18 protein-coding genes are annotated in these 15,844 nt (G+C 65.9%); all 18 read left to right on the forward strand.

The window, feature by feature from the left end; genetic code table 11:
* Positions 1–47 precede the first annotated feature (47 nt).
* The 18 genes from prmC (at position 48) to murA (ending at position 15,582) form a co-directional block, all read left to right on the forward strand.
* Complete coding sequence (gene prmC / locus ON37_RS05735) at positions 48–917, forward strand: peptide chain release factor N(5)-glutamine methyltransferase (RefSeq protein WP_083892747.1); 870 nt, start codon at positions 48–50, stop codon at positions 915–917.
* 100 nt (positions 918–1,017) lie between these two features.
* Positions 1,018–1,404, forward strand: a complete 387-nt coding sequence (locus ON37_RS34620; protein WP_373281984.1) for a TrmO family methyltransferase domain-containing protein — start codon at positions 1,018–1,020, stop codon at positions 1,402–1,404.
* Between the two features lie 90 nt (positions 1,405–1,494).
* Positions 1,495–2,160 (forward strand): L-threonylcarbamoyladenylate synthase, encoded by a 666-nt coding sequence (locus tag ON37_RS05745; RefSeq protein ID WP_040717552.1) that lies wholly within the window; start codon positions 1,495–1,497, stop codon positions 2,158–2,160.
* An 11-nt stretch (positions 2,161–2,171) separates the two neighbouring features.
* Positions 2,172–3,323: an MraY family glycosyltransferase gene (locus ON37_RS05750; protein WP_040717553.1), complete on the forward strand. Its 1,152-nt coding sequence runs from the start codon at positions 2,172–2,174 to the stop codon at positions 3,321–3,323.
* A 22-nt stretch (positions 3,324–3,345) separates the two neighbouring features.
* Positions 3,346–3,798: a Cg1360 family ATP-synthase-associated protein gene (locus ON37_RS05755; RefSeq protein ID WP_040717555.1), complete on the forward strand. Its 453-nt coding sequence runs from the start codon at positions 3,346–3,348 to the stop codon at positions 3,796–3,798.
* A gap of 317 nt (positions 3,799–4,115) precedes the next feature.
* Positions 4,116–4,892: a F0F1 ATP synthase subunit A gene (gene atpB / locus ON37_RS05760; protein WP_083892749.1), complete on the forward strand. Its 777-nt coding sequence runs from the start codon at positions 4,116–4,118 to the stop codon at positions 4,890–4,892.
* Between the two features lie 70 nt (positions 4,893–4,962).
* Positions 4,963–5,211 (forward strand): ATP synthase F0 subunit C, encoded by a 249-nt coding sequence (locus ON37_RS05765; protein WP_025347580.1) that lies wholly within the window; start codon positions 4,963–4,965, stop codon positions 5,209–5,211.
* Between the two features lie 5 nt (positions 5,212–5,216).
* Positions 5,217–5,771 carry a F0F1 ATP synthase subunit B gene (locus ON37_RS05770; protein WP_039776814.1) on the forward strand — a complete coding sequence of 185 codons (555 nt, stop codon included), beginning with the start codon at positions 5,217–5,219 and terminating at the stop codon, positions 5,769–5,771.
* Positions 5,772–5,860: 89 nt separating this feature from the next.
* On the forward strand, positions 5,861–6,670 hold the full coding sequence (locus ON37_RS05775; RefSeq protein ID WP_040717606.1) for a F0F1 ATP synthase subunit delta: 810 nt from the start codon (positions 5,861–5,863) through the stop codon (positions 6,668–6,670).
* 63 nt (positions 6,671–6,733) lie between these two features.
* Positions 6,734–8,374 (forward strand): F0F1 ATP synthase subunit alpha, encoded by a 1,641-nt coding sequence (gene atpA, locus ON37_RS05780; protein ID WP_040717564.1) that lies wholly within the window; start codon positions 6,734–6,736, stop codon positions 8,372–8,374.
* Between the two features lie 129 nt (positions 8,375–8,503).
* On the forward strand, positions 8,504–9,475 hold the full coding sequence (locus ON37_RS05785) for a F0F1 ATP synthase subunit gamma (protein WP_040717567.1): 972 nt from the start codon (positions 8,504–8,506) through the stop codon (positions 9,473–9,475).
* A gap of 20 nt (positions 9,476–9,495) precedes the next feature.
* Positions 9,496–10,944 carry a F0F1 ATP synthase subunit beta gene (atpD, locus tag ON37_RS05790; RefSeq protein WP_040717569.1) on the forward strand — a complete coding sequence of 483 codons (1,449 nt, stop codon included), beginning with the start codon at positions 9,496–9,498 and terminating at the stop codon, positions 10,942–10,944.
* Between the two features lie 6 nt (positions 10,945–10,950).
* The gene (locus ON37_RS05795) at positions 10,951–11,325 is read left to right on the forward strand and encodes a F0F1 ATP synthase subunit epsilon (protein ID WP_040717572.1); all 375 of its coding nucleotides are present in this window, start codon (positions 10,951–10,953) and stop codon (positions 11,323–11,325) included.
* A 239-nt stretch (positions 11,326–11,564) separates the two neighbouring features.
* The gene (locus ON37_RS05800; protein ID WP_083892748.1) at positions 11,565–12,230 is read left to right on the forward strand and encodes an MspA family porin; all 666 of its coding nucleotides are present in this window, start codon (positions 11,565–11,567) and stop codon (positions 12,228–12,230) included.
* A 62-nt stretch (positions 12,231–12,292) separates the two neighbouring features.
* Positions 12,293–12,982, forward strand: a complete 690-nt coding sequence (locus ON37_RS05805; RefSeq protein ID WP_040717575.1) for an MspA family porin — start codon at positions 12,293–12,295, stop codon at positions 12,980–12,982.
* A gap of 271 nt (positions 12,983–13,253) precedes the next feature.
* The gene (locus tag ON37_RS05810; RefSeq protein ID WP_040717577.1) at positions 13,254–13,676 is read left to right on the forward strand and encodes a DUF2550 domain-containing protein; all 423 of its coding nucleotides are present in this window, start codon (positions 13,254–13,256) and stop codon (positions 13,674–13,676) included.
* A 24-nt stretch (positions 13,677–13,700) separates the two neighbouring features.
* Positions 13,701–14,309 carry a cob(I)yrinic acid a,c-diamide adenosyltransferase gene (locus ON37_RS05815; RefSeq protein WP_040717582.1) on the forward strand — a complete coding sequence of 203 codons (609 nt, stop codon included), beginning with the start codon at positions 13,701–13,703 and terminating at the stop codon, positions 14,307–14,309.
* Between the two features lie 10 nt (positions 14,310–14,319).
* On the forward strand, positions 14,320–15,582 hold the full coding sequence (gene murA, locus ON37_RS05820) for a UDP-N-acetylglucosamine 1-carboxyvinyltransferase (protein ID WP_040717585.1): 1,263 nt from the start codon (positions 14,320–14,322) through the stop codon (positions 15,580–15,582).
* The last annotated feature ends 262 nt before the right edge of the window (positions 15,583–15,844 follow it).

The following is a 15,844-nucleotide window of genomic DNA, read 5'->3' on the forward strand; positions in this document are numbered from 1 at the left end:
GGCCTCCACTGATCGGCGATACGCGCGCGGACGCGGGCACGAGTCGAGTGCCGCTGCGGCCGGCGATCCTCGAAGCGGCTCGCAGCCTCGCGGCGGCGGGCGTGCACAGCCCGCAGGCCGATGCCGAATTCCTCGCCGCGCACATTCTCGAGGTCGAGCGGCCGCGGTTGGCCCTGATTCCGATGGTCACCACCGAACAGCTCGAGCGGTTCCGGGCGTTGGTGTCGCGCCGCGCCGACCGGGTGCCGCTGCAGCATCTGACCGGTGTGGCGTCGATGGGGGAGGTGGACCTGGAAGTCGGGCCGGGCGTTTTCGTTCCGCGTCCGGAAACCGAACTGGTCTTCGCCTGGGCGCTCGCGCAGCTGGAAGCCGCCGGGCACGGGCATCCGCCGATCGTGGTGGACCTGTGCACCGGATCCGGCGCGCTCGCACTGGCGATCGCCCACGCCCGGCCCGATGCCGTCGTGCATGCCGTCGAACTCGACCCGGTAGCGCGGACGTGGGCGCGGCGCAATGCGGATCGCCGAGCGGCGCAAGGTGATACACCCATCACCCTGCACGCCGGCGATGTCACCGATCCCGCGGTGCTCGCGGAGCTGAACGGCCGCGTCGACGTGGTCGTCGCCAATCCGCCGTATATCCCGGTCGATGCGGCGCTGGATCCCGAAGTGGCCGACCACGATCCGCACTTGGCGTTGTTCGGCGGTCCCGACGGACTGTCGGTGATCGCGCCGATGATCACCACCATCGCCCGGTTGCTGCGGCCCGGCGGCGTCACCGCGGTCGAACACGACGATTCGCACGGTTCCCAGGTCGCCGCGCTGTTCGACGGCACCGGACGGTTCGTCGACATCGTCGAACATCCAGATCTCACCGGACGGGCGCGGTTCGTCGCGGCGCGACGGAACGAACGGTAGTCCCGCCACCGGGCACCGCGGATAACGCGGTGGGTGCTGACCATGAATCCGATCGGGCGAGTCCGATCACCGAGAACCGAACCCCTGGACGACGATTGGGATGCGATCAGGTCCACCATCGTCTCGGAATTCGGCGCCGACGCATTGTTCGGAATCGAGGAGTTCTCGCATATCGAGGTGGTCTACGTTTTTCGACCGGGTGGACGATTCCGACATTCATCCGGGTGCCCGGCATCCGCGCGGAAATCCGGAATGGCCGCGGGTCGGCATTTTCGCCCAGCGCGGAAAGGCGCGTCCTGATCGGATCGGCGTAAGAGGTGTGCCAGCTGGTTGCTGTCGCCGGACTGGTCGTTACCGTCCGGCCCTCGACGCCATCGACGGGACACCCGTTCTCGATATCAAGCCGTACCTGTCGGAATTCGCCCCGCGCGGTGCGGTCCGGCAGCCGGCCTGGTCACACGAACTGATGGCCGGATACCGGCGCTGAACCGCCCCCGCGGTGGCCCTGTACTGGGCCGCCGCGCCCGCCCGGACGCCGGGGCGAGTGCCGTGAGACACATTCAATAGACTCACCGCCGTGAGTACCGTCTACGACTGCTCCGATCCCGATTCTCGTGCCGCCGGATTGACCGCCGCGCGGACCACCTTGAAATCCGGACGGCTGGCCGTCATTCCCACCGATACGGTCTACGGAATCGCCGCGGACGCGTTCGATTCCGCGGCCGTGGCCGCCCTGCTGGCAGCCAAACGACGGGGGCGTGACATGCCGGTACCGGTCCTGGTGGGCTCGTGGAACACCATCGACGGACTCGTCTTCTCCGTGCAGCCGCGCGCTCGCGATCTGATCCGGGCCTTCTGGCCCGGTGGTCTGAGTCTCGTTGTGCAGCAGGCGCCTTCGCTCGCCTGGGATCTCGGCGACGCCCGCGGCACGGTGATGCTGCGCATGCCGCTGCATCCGATCGCGCTGGAGCTGCTGCGTGAGGTGGGTCCGATGGCGGTGTCGAGTGCGAACGTATCCGGACAGCCGCCCGCGACGACCGTGACCGAGGCCCGTGATCAGCTCGGCGATCTCGTCGGCGTGTACCTGGACGGCGGTCCGGCCGAGCACGGCGTACCCTCCACCATCGTGGATCTGACCGGTGATCGCCCGCGCGTACTGCGCGCCGGCGCGGTGACGGTGCCCCAGGTGGCCGAGGTACTGGGGATGTCGCCGGACGAACTCGCGCCCGAGACCACCCGGTGACGGCCTGGTAGATGGTATTCAGTCAAGGCGCGGTCGTACCGCTGCGCGAGCTGCTCCTGGTCCTGCTCGTGTCCGCGGTGGTCACGATGCTGTCGACCGGTGGAATCCGAGTGCTGGCCATCGGCTTCGGCGCCATCGCGGTCCCGCGCGATCGTGACGTCCATCTCGAGCCGATCCCGCGGATGGGTGGTGTCGGCATCTACCTCGGCGTGCTGGCCGCGGTGCTGTTCGCGCACCAGCTGCCCGCGCTGCGCCGGGGATTCGACTATCCCCGCGATATTCCGGCGGTGCTGGTCGCGGGCACCCTGATCGTGCTGGTCGGCATCGTCGACGACCGCTGGGGCCTGGACGCGCTGACCAAGTTCGTCGGCCAGATCACCGCCGCCGGCGTGATGGCGGTGATGGGGCTGAGCTGGGTGGCCATCTACAACCCGTTCAGCAACACCACGGTGGTGCTCGATCAGTTGCAGGGCGGTGTGGTGACGGTGGCGATCACCGTCACCATGATCAACGCGATGAACTTCGTCGACGGCCTGGACGGTCTGGCCGCCGGACTGGGCCTGATCGCCGCCGCCGCGGTCTTCGTATTCACCGTGGGTTTGCTCTATCAGCAGGGCGGCGCCACCGACGGCTATCCGCCGGCCCTGTTGGCCGCGGCCCTGGCAGGTGGCTGTCTGGGATTTCTGCCACACAATTTCAATCCGGCGCGAATATTCATGGGCGATTCCGGTTCGATGTTGATCGGCTTGCTGCTGGCGGCCGTATCGACCGGCGCTTCGGGCCGGATTCCGCTCACCGGGTACGGGCCGCGCGACATCGTGGGTCTGTTGTCACCGCTGTTGCTGGTGGGAGCGGTGATGTTCATTCCGGTGCTGGATCTGGTGCTGGCGATCGTGCGCCGGGTGCGCGCGGGTGTGAGTTTCTCCACGCCGGACAAAATGCATTTGCACCATCGGTTGTTGCAGATCGGCCATTCTCATCGCCGGGTGGTGTTGTTGATCTATCTGTGGGTCGGTGTCCTCGCTTTCGCGGCGGTCGGAACCTCGTTGATGGACCGGCGGGTAGTGGTCCTGCTGTTCGCGGCCGGTTTGGTTTTCGCCCTGGTTGTGACGGCCGTCCCATCGTTGCGTGAGGTCGTCGGGCTCCGCGGCCGCCGCAAGTAAGGAACGGGTAAAGTAGGCGAGCGTGAGCACGGCACCTGAATTTCACCCCGACGCCCCGCTTCGGGCAGCGCTGCGTTACGGCATCGCCGGATTGTGCGTGCTGGTGGTGGTTTCGGTCGTCGCCGGCTCGGTCGTCGCGGGTTGGGCCGGTTTCTGGGGCGCGCTCATCGGATCCGCGATCGGTGGTTTCTTCATTCTCACCACAGCGGCGCTGGTGTTGTTCAGCGCGAAATTGGATTCCGGCATTCAGGGCATGGTGATGCTGGCGAGCTGGATCGGGAAAATTCTGGTCGTGATGGTCGTGGTGGCGATCTTGCACCAGTTCGATTTCTACAGCCCGGGCACCTTGTTCCTGACCGTCGTGGGGGCGTTGCTGATCGTTCTCGGGGCCGAGACGTACGGACTTCTGCGCCAACGCGTTCCGGTGATCGACCCGCCGGCGGGCACCGCGGACCAAGATCGTTCGAACGTTTGAGCCGACCCCCTACACGTTGTCGTAGACACCTTGGTAAACTCTTTACCGTAAGCAGCCGGTCCACGGGGCCGATCGCATCGTCGCCGGTGCGAGAGGTTATGCTTACTGCCGTGCCGGACCTTCGGTGAGAAGTCCCGGCCCTGCACCGTCGACGATGTCGCCGACGTACAGACGCCACGGCGGGACTTACCCGCGCAGCTGCTGACGAACTTCGAGCCGACCTGAGTCGACCACCTGATCGTCAATGTCCGATCGAACCGCGGGATGGAACATGTCCCGCGGCCCGAACACGGGAGAGAACGCTGAGCGTCACCACTTTGGCGGGCGAGTTCCACGCGCCTTCGCTGCAAGACTTCTTCCCTCCGGCTGTGCTGTTCGAGGGGACGCCTTTCGAGCTCGACCGTTTGATGCTGATTCGCATCATCATGGCGGCAGTGCTGGTCGCGGTCATGTTGCTCGCATTCCGGAGCCCGCGCCTCGTACCCCGGGGTCTGCAGAACATCGCGGAAATCGGTCTGCTGTTCGTTCGTGAGCAGATCTGCGAGGAGGTACTCGGCAAGGAAAGCGGCCGGAGGTATTTCCCGCTGATCGCCACGATCTTCTTCACGGTGCTGTTCCTGAACTTCTCCAGTGTCATCCCGTTCTTGAACATCTCCTCCAACGCGCGCGTCGGAATGCCGTTGGTGCTCGCAGTCATCGCCTATATCGCGTTCAACTACGTGGGTATTCGCAAGTACGGCTTCTGGAAATACATGCGCTCGTCCATCGTCGTGCCGAATGTTCCGGTCGCGCTGCACGTGCTGCTGATTCCGATCGAGTTCATTTCGACCTTCATCCTGCGTCCGTTCACGCTGACCGTCCGACTCATGGCCAACATGCTGTCCGGTCACATCATGCTGGTGCTGTTCTTCAGCGCCACCCAGTTCTTCCTCTTCGACGCCGCTTCGTGGATGAAGATCTTCTCGCCGTTCTCCTTGCTCGCGGGATTCGGATTCACCCTGTTCGAACTCTTGGTGATCTTCCTGCAGGCCTACGTGTTCGCGCTGTTGACCGCCGTCTACATCGGCCTGGCGCAGCACGCCGACTCGCACTGACCGCACGACCGCACAAGAACTGCCCCACCGGCCGCCGGGCGGGTGGGCAACAGAAAGGGAAAGAAAACTCATGAGCCTCTCCTACGTGGCCGCCGAACTCGCCCAGACCTCGGATCGGGTCAAGGGCTACGGCGCTATCGGTTACGGTCTGGCCGCGATCGGCCCGGGTGTCGGTGTCGGCATCGTCGTCGGTAAGGCGATCGAGGGCATCGCCCGTCAGCCCGAGCTGCAGGGCACCATCCGGACCAACATGTTCCTGGGTATCGCGTTCACCGAGGCGCTGGCGCTGATCGGTCTCGTCGCCGGCTTCATCTTCTGATTCCGATGAACAGCATGTACTTGCTCGCCGAGAATGCAGAGGACAAGAACCCTCTGATTCCGGAGCCATACGACATCGTCTGGTCGGTGGTGTGCGTTGTCGTCATCGGGATCCTGTTCTACAAGTACGTGGTTCCTCGATTGACGAAGGTGCTCGACGAGCGCTCGGAGAAGATCGAAGGCGGCATGGCCAAGGCCGAGGCCGCCCAGGCCGAGGCGCAGGAAACCCTGCAGCAGTACCAGCAGCAGCTGGCCGAGGCCCGGCTCGAGGCCGCGCGCATCCGTGAGGAAGCGCGTACCCAGGGCCAGCAGATCCTCGCGCAGCTGCGCTCGGAGGCTCAGGCCGAAGCCGATCGCATCGTCTCCGCCGGTCACGCCCAGCTCGACGCGCAGCGTCAGCAGATCGTGACCGAGCTCCGGTCCGAGCTCGGCCGCACCGCGGTCGACCTGGCCGAGAAGATCATCGGGCAGTCCGTGGCGGACGAAGCCAAGCAGGCGGCGTCCATCGATCGGTTCCTGACCGAGCTGGATCAGAAGGCCGGCATCGGGGTCGGAAGGTAACCTGCGCCTGAGAGGTCTTGTCGGTGACGCAAGTCACCGGCATCCGACCGCTCCGGGCCCCGGAATTCAACACAGTGAAAGTGGGAAGCATGTACGCAGCGAGCCGCGAGGCGAGTTCCCGTGCGAGGGAAGCTCTTTCGGCCGCACTCACCGGGAGTGACTCCGTCGCCGCCACGACGGGCTCCGAACTGTTCGCCGTAGTCGCCGTGCTCGACGACCAGCGTTCGCTGCGTGTGGCGCTCGCGGATAAGTCGGTGTCGAGTTCGGTGCGTGCCGAACTGGCCGAACGCGTTTTCGGCGGCAAGATCAGCGCGGCCACTCAGGCCGTGCTGACCACTGCCGTCGCCCAGGACTGGTCTCGTACCCGAGATCTGGTCGACACCCTGGTGCTGCTCGGGCAGGAGGCGCTGTTGCGCGCCGCGGCGGATCGCGGACGTATCGACGCCGTCGAGGACGAGTTGTTCCGGCTGGGCCGCACCGTCGAGGACAACCCGGAGCTGGAGCAGGCGCTCACCGATCGCGGTAAGCCGGCGGCGGCGAAGCGCGAGCTGCTGGCGCGGCTGCTCACCGGCAAGGTCGAAGACGTCACCATGCAGCTGGCCGAGCAGGCGGTCGGCCGGGCGCGCGGTGATGTCGGCGTCGCCTTCGACCAGTTGTCCGATCTGGCGGCGTCGCTGCGCAAGCAGATCGTCGCGCACGTTCGTTCGGCGACGGCCCTGACGCAGCAGCAGCGGGAGCATCTCGCCGCATCGCTGCAGCGAATCTACGACAAGCCGGTCACCGTCCACGTGCAGGTCGATCCGGCACTGCTGGCCGGCGTCGTCGTGCGCATCGGCGACGACGTCATCGACGGCAGCGCCGTCGGCCGACTTCAGCGCCTGCGCCAGGCCCTGGCCTAGCCGAGCCTTCCGCCCGGCACACCCACCCCGACATTCCAGACCACAGCGAGAGCAGGAAGAACCATGGCGGAGCTGACGATCTCCCCCGATGAGATCCGTAGCGCGATCGAAAGCTACACCCAGAGCTACACCCCCGAAACCTCCATCGAGGAAATCGGCACGGTCACCGACACCAGTGACGGCATCGCGCACGTCAGCGGCCTGCCGTCGGCGATGACCAACGAGATCCTCGAATTCCCCGGCGGTGTGCTGGGTGTCGCGTTGAACCTCGACCCCGACGAGATCGGTGCGGTCATCCTCGGTGAGTTCGACGGCATCGAAGAGGGCCAGCAGGTCCGCCGCACCGGTGACGTGCTCTCGGTGCCGGTCGGCGACAAGTTCCTCGGCCGCGTCATCAACCCGCTGGGCCAGCCGATCGACGGCCTGGGCGACATCGAGGCCGACGAGCGCCGCGTGCTGGAGCTGCAGGCCGCGACCGTGCTGGAACGCCAGCCGGTCGAGGAGCCGATGGCCACCGGCATCACCGCCATCGACGCGCTGACCGCCATCGGCCGCGGCCAGCGTCAGCTGGTCATCGGCGACCGCAAGACCGGTAAGACCGCGGTCTGCATCGACGCCATCCTGAACCAGAAGGCCAACTGGGAGTCCGGCGATCCGAAGAAGCAGATGCGCTGCATCTACGTCGCGATCGGCCAGAAGGGTTCCACCATCGCCGGCGTGAAGTCCGCGCTCGAGGCGCACGGCGCGATGGAGTACACCACGATCGTTGCGGCCCCCGCCTCGGATTCCGCCGGTTTCAAGTGGCTCGCGCCCTACACCGGTTCCGCGCTCGGCCAGCACTGGATGTACCAGGGCAAGCACGTCCTGATCGTGTTCGACGACCTGTCCAAGCAGGCCGAGGCCTACCGCGCCATCTCGCTGCTGCTGCGTCGCCCGCCGGGCCGTGAGGCGTACCCCGGTGACGTCTTCTACCTGCACTCCCGGCTGCTGGAGCGTTGCGCGAAGCTGTCCGACGAGATGGGCGCCGGGTCGATGACGGGTCTGCCGATCATCGAGACCAAGGCCAACGACATCTCGGCGTTCATTCCGACCAACGTCATCTCCATCACCGACGGCCAGGTCTTCCTCGAGTCCGACCTGTTCAACAAGGGTGTGCGACCGGCCATCAACGTCGGTACCTCCGTCTCCCGTGTCGGTGGCGCCGCGCAGACCAAGGCCATGAAGGCGGTCGCCGGTTCGCTGCGTCTGGAGCTGGCCTCCTACCGTGAGCTCGAGGCGTTCTCCGCGTTCGCCTCCGACCTGGACGCGGCCTCCCTGGCGCAGCTCGAGCGCGGTGCGCGCTGGGTCGAGCTGCTCAAGCAGGACCAGTACTCCCCGGTCCCGGTCGAGGACCAGATCGTCTCGATCTTCCTGGTCGACGCGGGTTACTTCGACTCGGTGCCGGTCGGCGACGTCCGGCGCTTCAACGCCGAGCTGCTCGAGCACCTGCACAACAAGGTGCAGAGCGCGTTCGACGCGCTCGAGGGCGGTGCCAAGAAGCTCGAGGGTGAGCCGGCCGAGGCGATCAAGGCCGAGACCGAGCGCTTCAAGCAGGGCTTCCTCGCTTCCGACGGCAGCCGTGTGGTCAACGAGGCGGAGGCCGGCGAGCTGGATCACGAAGAGGTCGAGTCGCTGTCGGTCACCCGTAAGCACGTCGAGAAGTAAGCCGGGTCCGATGATTGCGACCAAGTCGACGCGCGGCATGCGCGATGGGCGCGAAGGAGGCAGCTTGCGTAACCACGTAGCGGCCCGCGCCATGCCGCAATCAGATACTGCAGGGAGTGTGAACCGCTGATGGCAAGCTTGCGCGAATTGCGCTCCCGTATTCGTGGTGTGAGCTCGATCAAGAAGATCACCAAAGCTCAGGAACTGATCGCGACCTCGCGAATCAGCAAGGCCCAGGCTCGGGTGGCCGCCGCGAAACCGTACGCGGAGGAGATCACCAAGGTGCTCGGCGAATTGGCCGGCGCCTCGTCGAATCTCAACCATCCGCTGCTCACCGAGCGGCCGAATCCGCGGCGTGCCGCCATCCTGGTGATCACCAGTGACAGCGGTATGTGTGGCGGCTACAACTCCAACGTGCTCAAGCGCACCGAGGAGCTGATGACCACGCTGCGTTCCGAGGGCAAGGAGCCGGTGCTGTACGTGATGGGCAACAAGGGCCTCACGTACTACACCTTCCGCAACCGTCCGGTGGCCGGTTCGTGGACCGGGTTCTCGCAGCAGCCGCACTACACCGATGCCTCGGCCGCCTGCCACCACCTGGTGGACGTGTTCATGGCCGGTTCCGAGGGCGAGGTGGAAGCACCGAACGGCGCCGGAACGATCGAGGGCGTGGACGAGATTCACATCGTCTACACCCGCTTCGTCTCGATGCTGTCGCAGGTGCCCGAGGTCCGCCGCCTCGCTCCGATCCAGGTGAGTTTCGTCGACGAGAACTTCGAGCTCGGTGAGGACATGCTGACCGACTCTCCGGACGCGAAGATCACCTCGCTCTACGAGTTCGAACCGGATGCGGACAAGCTGCTCGGCGCCCTGTTGCCGAAGTACATCAACACCCGCATCTACGCGTCGCTGCTCGAGGCCGCGGCGTCGGAGTCGGCCGCGCGCCGCACCGCAATGAAGGCTGCCACGGACAATGCCACCGAGCTGGTCAACACCCTGACCCGCGAGGCGAACTCGATCCGGCAGGCCAACATCACGCAGGAAATCAGTGAAATCGTCGGCGGCGCGAACGCGCTGGCTGCAAGCTCGGACCGCGATTAAGCCCCCACGGAAGAAGACAAATGACCGCAGCTGTCACCCAAGAAAACACGAGCCGGGCGGGCGCTGGCACAGGCCGCGTCGTCCGGGTCAACGGCCCCGTCGTGGACGTCGAGTTCCCGCGTGGCGCCATTCCTGATCTGTTCAACGCGCTGCACGCCGACGTCACGCTGCCGTCGGTGGCCAAGACCCTGACCCTCGAGGTCGCGCAGCACCTGGGCGACAACATCGTCCGCACCATTTCGATGCAGCCGACCGACGGCCTGGTCCGCGGTGTGCCGGTGTCCGACACCGGCAAGCCGATCTCGGTCCCGGTCGGTGACGTCACCAAGGGCCACGTCTTCAACGCCCTCGGCGACTGCCTCGACACCCCCGGCCTGGGCCGCGACGGCGAGCAGTGGGGCATCCACCGCCAGCCGCCGGCCTTCGACCAGCTCGAGGGTAAGACCGAGATCCTGGAGACGGGCATCAAGGTCATCGACCTGCTGACCCCGTACGTGAAGGGCGGCAAGATCGGCCTGTTCGGTGGTGCCGGTGTCGGCAAGACCGTTCTGATCCAGGAGATGATCACCCGTATCGCGCGTGAGTTCTCCGGTACGTCGGTGTTCGCCGGCGTCGGTGAGCGCACCCGTGAGGGCACCGACCTCCACCTGGAAATGGAGGAGATGGGCGTCCTTCAGGACACCGCCCTCGTCTTCGGCCAGATGGACGAGCCGCCGGGGACCCGTATGCGCGTCGCGCTGTCCGCGCTGACCATGGCGGAGTACTTCCGCGATGTGCAGGGTCAGGACGTGCTGCTGTTCATCGACAACATCTTCCGGTTCACCCAGGCCGGTTCCGAGGTCTCGACCCTGCTGGGTCGTATGCCTTCGGCCGTCGGTTACCAGCCGACCCTGGCGGACGAGATGGGTCAGCTGCAGGAGCGCATCACCTCGACCCGTGGTCGTTCGATCACCTCGATGCAGGCGATCTACGTCCCCGCCGACGACTACACCGACCCGGCGCCTGCGACCACCTTCGCCCACCTGGACGCGACCACCGAGCTCTCCCGCCCGATTTCGCAGAAGGGTATCTACCCCGCTGTCGACCCGCTGACCTCGACGAGTCGGATCCTCGAGGCGTCTATTGTCGGCGAGCGGCACTTCGCGGTGGCCAACGAGGTCAAGCGGATCCTGCAGAAGTACAAGGAACTGCAGGACATCATCGCCATCCTCGGTATGGACGAGCTCTCCGAGGAGGACAAGGTCCTCGTCGGCCGGGCGCGTCGTCTGGAGAAGTTCCTCGGCCAGAACTTCATCGTGGCCGAGAAGTTCACCGGTCAGCCGGGTTCGGTCGTGCCGCTGGAGCAGACCATCGACGACTTCGATCGGGTCTGCAAGGGCGAGTTCGACCACCTGCCGGAGCAGGCGTTCAACTCCTGCGGTGGCCTGGACGACGTCGAGGCGGCCGCGAAGAAGATCGCCGGGAAGTAGTCCACCATGGCGGATATGTCAGTTGATCTGGTCGCCATCGAGCGGCGGCTGTGGTCGGGCACGGCGAGCTTCGTCAGCGCCCAGACTACGGAGGGTCAGATCGGTATTCTGCACGGCCACGAGCCGGTACTCGGCCAGTTGGTCGAGGGCGGGATCGTGACCATCGACAGCACCGAGGGCGAGCGGATCGTCGCGGCTGTGCACGGCGGTTTCTTCTCGTGCACCGGTGAGGCGGTCCGGATTCTCGCCGAGTCGGCGGAATTCGCCGGCGATATCGACGTCGATGCGGCGCGTGCGGTGCTGGCCGATCCGAATGCCTCCGAGCAGGATCAGAATGCGGCGACCGCGCGAATTCGCGCGGTGGAGGCGATGAGCGCCTGACTCGGATGCCCGCGGGCACAACCGAATAGCGAAACCGTGTGGCGGTCCGGATATTCCGGACCGCCACACGGCGTTTCGTGTCTCGCTCTGTTTGCGCGCTCTTTCGTGTAGTTTTCTCCCCAGCTACATCACAGCATTTGCGGTGTTCTTCTCGGTATCACCAGTTCACGGTTCAGTGCGTAGAGCTTGGCCGCGTTCTCTGTGTTGTGTGCGGCCTCGCGTCGATGAGCGAGGGGTCAATGAGCAAGTTTCTGGCATCCATCTCGTCCCGGGCCGTGCGGACGGTCGCCGTGGCGATGACTTACCTTGTGGCCGTTGATGTTTGGTCTTCGGCAACGGCGGTCGCCGACACCACGGTGCCGCTGCCCGACGGACAGATCGACGGTCCGGGAATCCACATCAGCAGTACCGGTGAGCGCGCGATCATTTCGCCGTCACTGGCGGCCAACGGTGCCGGCCGGACCGCGTGGGTCACCGGCAATGTGGCGGTCGACATCGATACCCCGCCCGGTGTGGTCGGACCGAACAACGGCGCCACCAATGATCCCGGCACCAACGATTCCTCCACCCACGGCGCGTCGCAGATGACGGTCGGCTACATCGTCGGATGTCAGGTTTCCATCGGTGATCTGAGCGCCTCCGTCGGCGCGGCGGTGACCCAGTCGGGACCGGCGTTGTCGGGCGGGCTGACCCTGCCCCTGGCGCCGGGGCAGGTGAAGTGGGTCGCGATCGACTATCTGGAGATGCCGGAGTCGGGCCGCTACTACATCAATTACCAGGACTACTCGATGGAGATTCAGGGCTGCGGGGGATATGCGCAGGCCCGGCAGTTCACGGTGGTGGAGAAGATCGGCGTCGACTATGCGAAGACGACGCTGTACGGCCGGCCGTTCAGCCTCGGCTGACACCGCCTGCCGACCGAATCCATTCCAGGCGAGGTTGTTTCGCTTACCACGAAGGGGATCGCATGTTCGGCCTGTCGACGATGAGATGTGCCACCGTGGCCGGCGCGGCGCTGGCGGTGCTGGGGCTGTGCCCGACCGGAGCGGCGCATGCCGATACGTTCATCCCGCTGCCCGGCGGCACGATCACCCGGACACTCGGGGACGGCACCGTCGTCCATCTGAGCATCGAGGGCGAATCCGCGAAAATCAGCGGGTCGATGGCCGCCACCCCGCTGCACCGCAACGTGTGGACCACCGGACGCGCGGTCGCCGATGTGGAAACCGCCTCCGGAGCGAAACCGACGATCAAGCTCGCACCGGGTTATGTCGTCGGTTGCCAGGTGAATCTGAGTTCGCTCGAATCGGACGAGGAGGAGTCGGCCGGCGTCCAGCTTCCCAGTGACAGCGGCAATCCGCTGAGCGCGTTGCAGGCGGGGCTGGGCGATACCGAAACCCTGGTCCTCGGCCCGGGCCAGGCCACAGCCCATTCCGTGCTGGACCTGGAAATGCCGGACGACTACGGCCAGGAGTCGCACAAGAACTACAACAAGGTCTCCGGGCCGCACGCCAGTGTCGCGTGGACCGATGAGACCTTCGCCGTGAACGGATGTGGTGGCTACGCGCAGGCGCGGTCGTTCGTGACCGCGGAGATCGGGACCGGCCGCGCGTTGGCCGTGGTGACCGTGTGGGGTGCGCCGTTCAGCATGGGGTGAGCACCGGCGCGCCCGAAACGGAGCCCGTCGCGGACCTGGTCGCAGGCAACCGCGGCGGGTTTCGAATGTCGTTGGGCGAGTGTGCCTCCGATCACCTTCCGCCGTATCGGCGAATCGCCCGATATCCTCGTTTGTGGAACGGATGTACCGGCTGTCTGCCGCGATGCTGTGCTTTGTAGACTCGCTGCGGGAGCGGCCATGTTCGGGATGGCACGGCGCCTGCGACGGCACAGGGGCGAAGCGAAGGGACGGACCTGGATTGCGGACCGGGATGGTGCTTCTGATCATTCTGGTGCTGCTGCTGGTCGGCGTGGCGCTGGTGTCGCTGTATCGCCTGGTCATGTTGCGCAAGGGTGGTACCGCGGCGATTCTGCGGGTATTGCCGGCGCAGGGCGGCCAGGGTTGGCGGCACGGTCTGATTCGCTACGGCGAATCCCGGCTCGTCTTCTACAAACTCACCAGCTTGAAGGTCGGACCGGATTCGACCATCCGGCGGTCGGGTATCGAAGTGGTCGATCGGCGTTCTCCGGTGGGCGACGAATACGACATCATGACCGACGACATCGTCGTGATCGCGGTCTCCGACGGGGACGGCAGCTACGAACTGGCCCTGGACCGTCCGGCACTGACGGCATTCCTGTCCTGGGTCGAATCGCGGCCCTCCGAACGGATCCGGCGGCGCCCGGGACGTTGACCCAGACATAGGTGGTCATCAGCAATGAGTGTGCATCTGACCAAGATCTATACCCGGACCGGTGACGACGGCACCACCGGCCTCAGCGATTTCTCCCGGGTGCCCAAGACCGATCCCCGGCTGGTCGCCTACGCCGATTGCGACGAGACCAACGCCGCACTCGGCGTCGCGATCGCGCTCGGACAACCGGAGCCGCGCATCGCGGAGGTGCTACGGCGGGTGCAGAACGATCTGTTCGATGCCGGTGCCGACCTGTCGACGCCGGTCGTGGCGGATCCGAAATATCCACCGCTGCGGATCACCCAGTCCTATATCGACCGCCTGGAACGGTGGTGTGACGAGTTCAATACCGAACTGGCTCCGCTGAATTCGTTCATCCTGCCCGGTGGGACCCCGCTGGCGGCGCTGCTGCACACCGCGCGCACCGTGGCGCGCCGAGCCGAACGGGCGGCGTGGGCGGCCGTGGACGCCCACCCCGACGACATCAGCGTGCTGCCGGCGAAGTACCTCAATCGCCTGTCCGATCTGCTGTTCATCCTCGCCCGGGTGGCCAACCCCGACGGTGATGTGCTGTGGCAACCCGGGGGATCGGAGACCGGCGGACCGGCCGCGACCGACGAGACCTCCCGTTAGGCTGACCCCCGTGAGTGAACGGTTTCTGGTGACCGGGGGTAGTCGACTGGTCGGTGAGGTCGCGGTGGGCGGCGCGAAGAACAGCGTCCTGAAGTTGATGGCGGCTGCCCTGTTGGCCGAGGGTACGACGACGATCACGAACTGCCCGGACATTCTCGACGTGCCGCTGATGGCCGAGGTCCTGCGGGGTCTGGGCTGCGATGTCACCGTGGCCGGTTCGGTGGTGACCATCACGACCCCGGCCGAACCGAAATACCATGCCGATTTCCCGGCCGTCACTCAGTTCCGCGCCTCGGTCTGTGTGCTGGGGCCGCTGATGGCGCGTTGCAAGCGTGCGGTCGTCGCGCTGCCCGGCGGAGACGCGATCGGATCCCGTCCGCTCGATATGCACCAGGCCGGACTGCGGTTGCTCGGCGCGACCAGCGAAATCGAACACGGCTGCCTGGTCGCCCGCGCCGACGAGTTGCAGGGTGCGCGGATCCGGCTGGACTTCCCCTCGGTCGGAGCGACCGAGAACATCCTCATGGCCGCGGTACTCGCCGAGGGTGAGACGGTCATCGACAACGCCGCGCGCGAACCGGAAATCGTCGACCTCTGCACGATGCTCACCCGGATGGGCGCGCGGATCGACGGGGCGGGGACCTCGGTGCTCACCATTTCCGGCGTGCGCAAGCTGTCGCCGACCACTCATCAGGTCATCGGCGACCGCATCGTGGCCGCGACCTGGGGGATCGCCGCCGCGATGACGATGGGTGACGTGCGGGTCACCGGTCTGAATCCGAAGCACCTGTCGCTGGTCCTGGACAAACTGCGCTCGGCCGGCGCACGAGTTACCTTCGAGCCCAACGGTTTTCGGGTCGAGCAGCCCGAGCGGCCGCGGGCGGTGAATTTCTCGACGCTGCCGTTCCCCGGCTTCCCGACGGATCTGCAGCCGATGGCGATCGGTCTCGCGACCATCGCCGACGGCACCTCGATGATCACCGAGAACATCTTCGAGGCCCGGTTCCGCTTCGTCGAGGAGATGATCCGCCTGGGTGCGGACGCGCGCACCGACGGACATCACGCCGTGGTGCGCGGCATCCCGCGGTTGTCCAGTGCCCCGGTGTGGTCGTCGGATATCCGCGCCGGCGCCGGTCTGGTCCTGGCCGGCCTGGTCGCCGACGGCGTCACCGAGGTGCACGACGTCTTCCACATCGATCGCGGCTACCCCCACTTCGTGGAGAACCTGCGGTCGCTGGGTGCTCAGGTCGAGCGCGTGGGCACCCCGGCGTAGCCGGTCGTACATCCCAAACGCCTTCCTGACCAGGCGATTTGACATGGAATCAACCGCCACGTAACTTATTCCAGGTCAGAGCGACACGGACACCAACCCCGGGCCGAAAGGCAAGGGGACAACGAGGTTGTACGGGGAGCGCCTGACGATCACACTGGTTCGACCGAGACCCCGATTTGGTTGGGGTCCGATGGTTGAGCTAAGCTGGAAAAGTTGCCTCGCCGATCGAACAGATATCCATCTGGGAGATGGTGAGTGCGTG

Origin of the sequence: Nocardia veterana NBRC 100344 (assembly GCF_000308855.1) — a bacterium.
GTDB lineage: Bacteria > Actinomycetota > Actinomycetes > Mycobacteriales > Mycobacteriaceae > Nocardia > Nocardia veterana.

Bases quoted from the DNA above. Each gene is read 5' to 3' on its own strand.
- ON37_RS34620 (WP_373281984.1), top strand. From the start codon at position 1,018: ATGCGATCAGGTCCACCATCGTCTCGGAATTCGGCGCCGACGCATTGT.
- ON37_RS05750 (WP_040717553.1), top strand. From the start codon at position 2,172: ATGGTATTCAGTCAAGGCGCGGTCGTACCGCTGCGCGAGCTGCTCCTG.
- ON37_RS05765 (WP_025347580.1), top strand. From the start codon at position 4,963: ATGAGCCTCTCCTACGTGGCCGCCGAACTCGCCCAGACCTCGGATCGG.
- ON37_RS05770 (WP_039776814.1), top strand. From the start codon at position 5,217: ATGAACAGCATGTACTTGCTCGCCGAGAATGCAGAGGACAAGAACCCT.
- ON37_RS05775 (WP_040717606.1), top strand. From the start codon at position 5,861: ATGTACGCAGCGAGCCGCGAGGCGAGTTCCCGTGCGAGGGAAGCTCTT.
- atpA (WP_040717564.1), top strand. From the start codon at position 6,734: ATGGCGGAGCTGACGATCTCCCCCGATGAGATCCGTAGCGCGATCGAA.
- ON37_RS05785 (WP_040717567.1), top strand. From the start codon at position 8,504: ATGGCAAGCTTGCGCGAATTGCGCTCCCGTATTCGTGGTGTGAGCTCG.
- atpD (WP_040717569.1), top strand. From the start codon at position 9,496: ATGACCGCAGCTGTCACCCAAGAAAACACGAGCCGGGCGGGCGCTGGC.
- ON37_RS05795 (WP_040717572.1), top strand. From the start codon at position 10,951: ATGGCGGATATGTCAGTTGATCTGGTCGCCATCGAGCGGCGGCTGTGG.
- ON37_RS05800 (WP_083892748.1), top strand. From the start codon at position 11,565: ATGAGCAAGTTTCTGGCATCCATCTCGTCCCGGGCCGTGCGGACGGTC.
- ON37_RS05805 (WP_040717575.1), top strand. From the start codon at position 12,293: ATGTTCGGCCTGTCGACGATGAGATGTGCCACCGTGGCCGGCGCGGCG.
- ON37_RS05810 (WP_040717577.1), top strand. From the start codon at position 13,254: ATGGTGCTTCTGATCATTCTGGTGCTGCTGCTGGTCGGCGTGGCGCTG.
- ON37_RS05815 (WP_040717582.1), top strand. From the start codon at position 13,701: ATGAGTGTGCATCTGACCAAGATCTATACCCGGACCGGTGACGACGGC.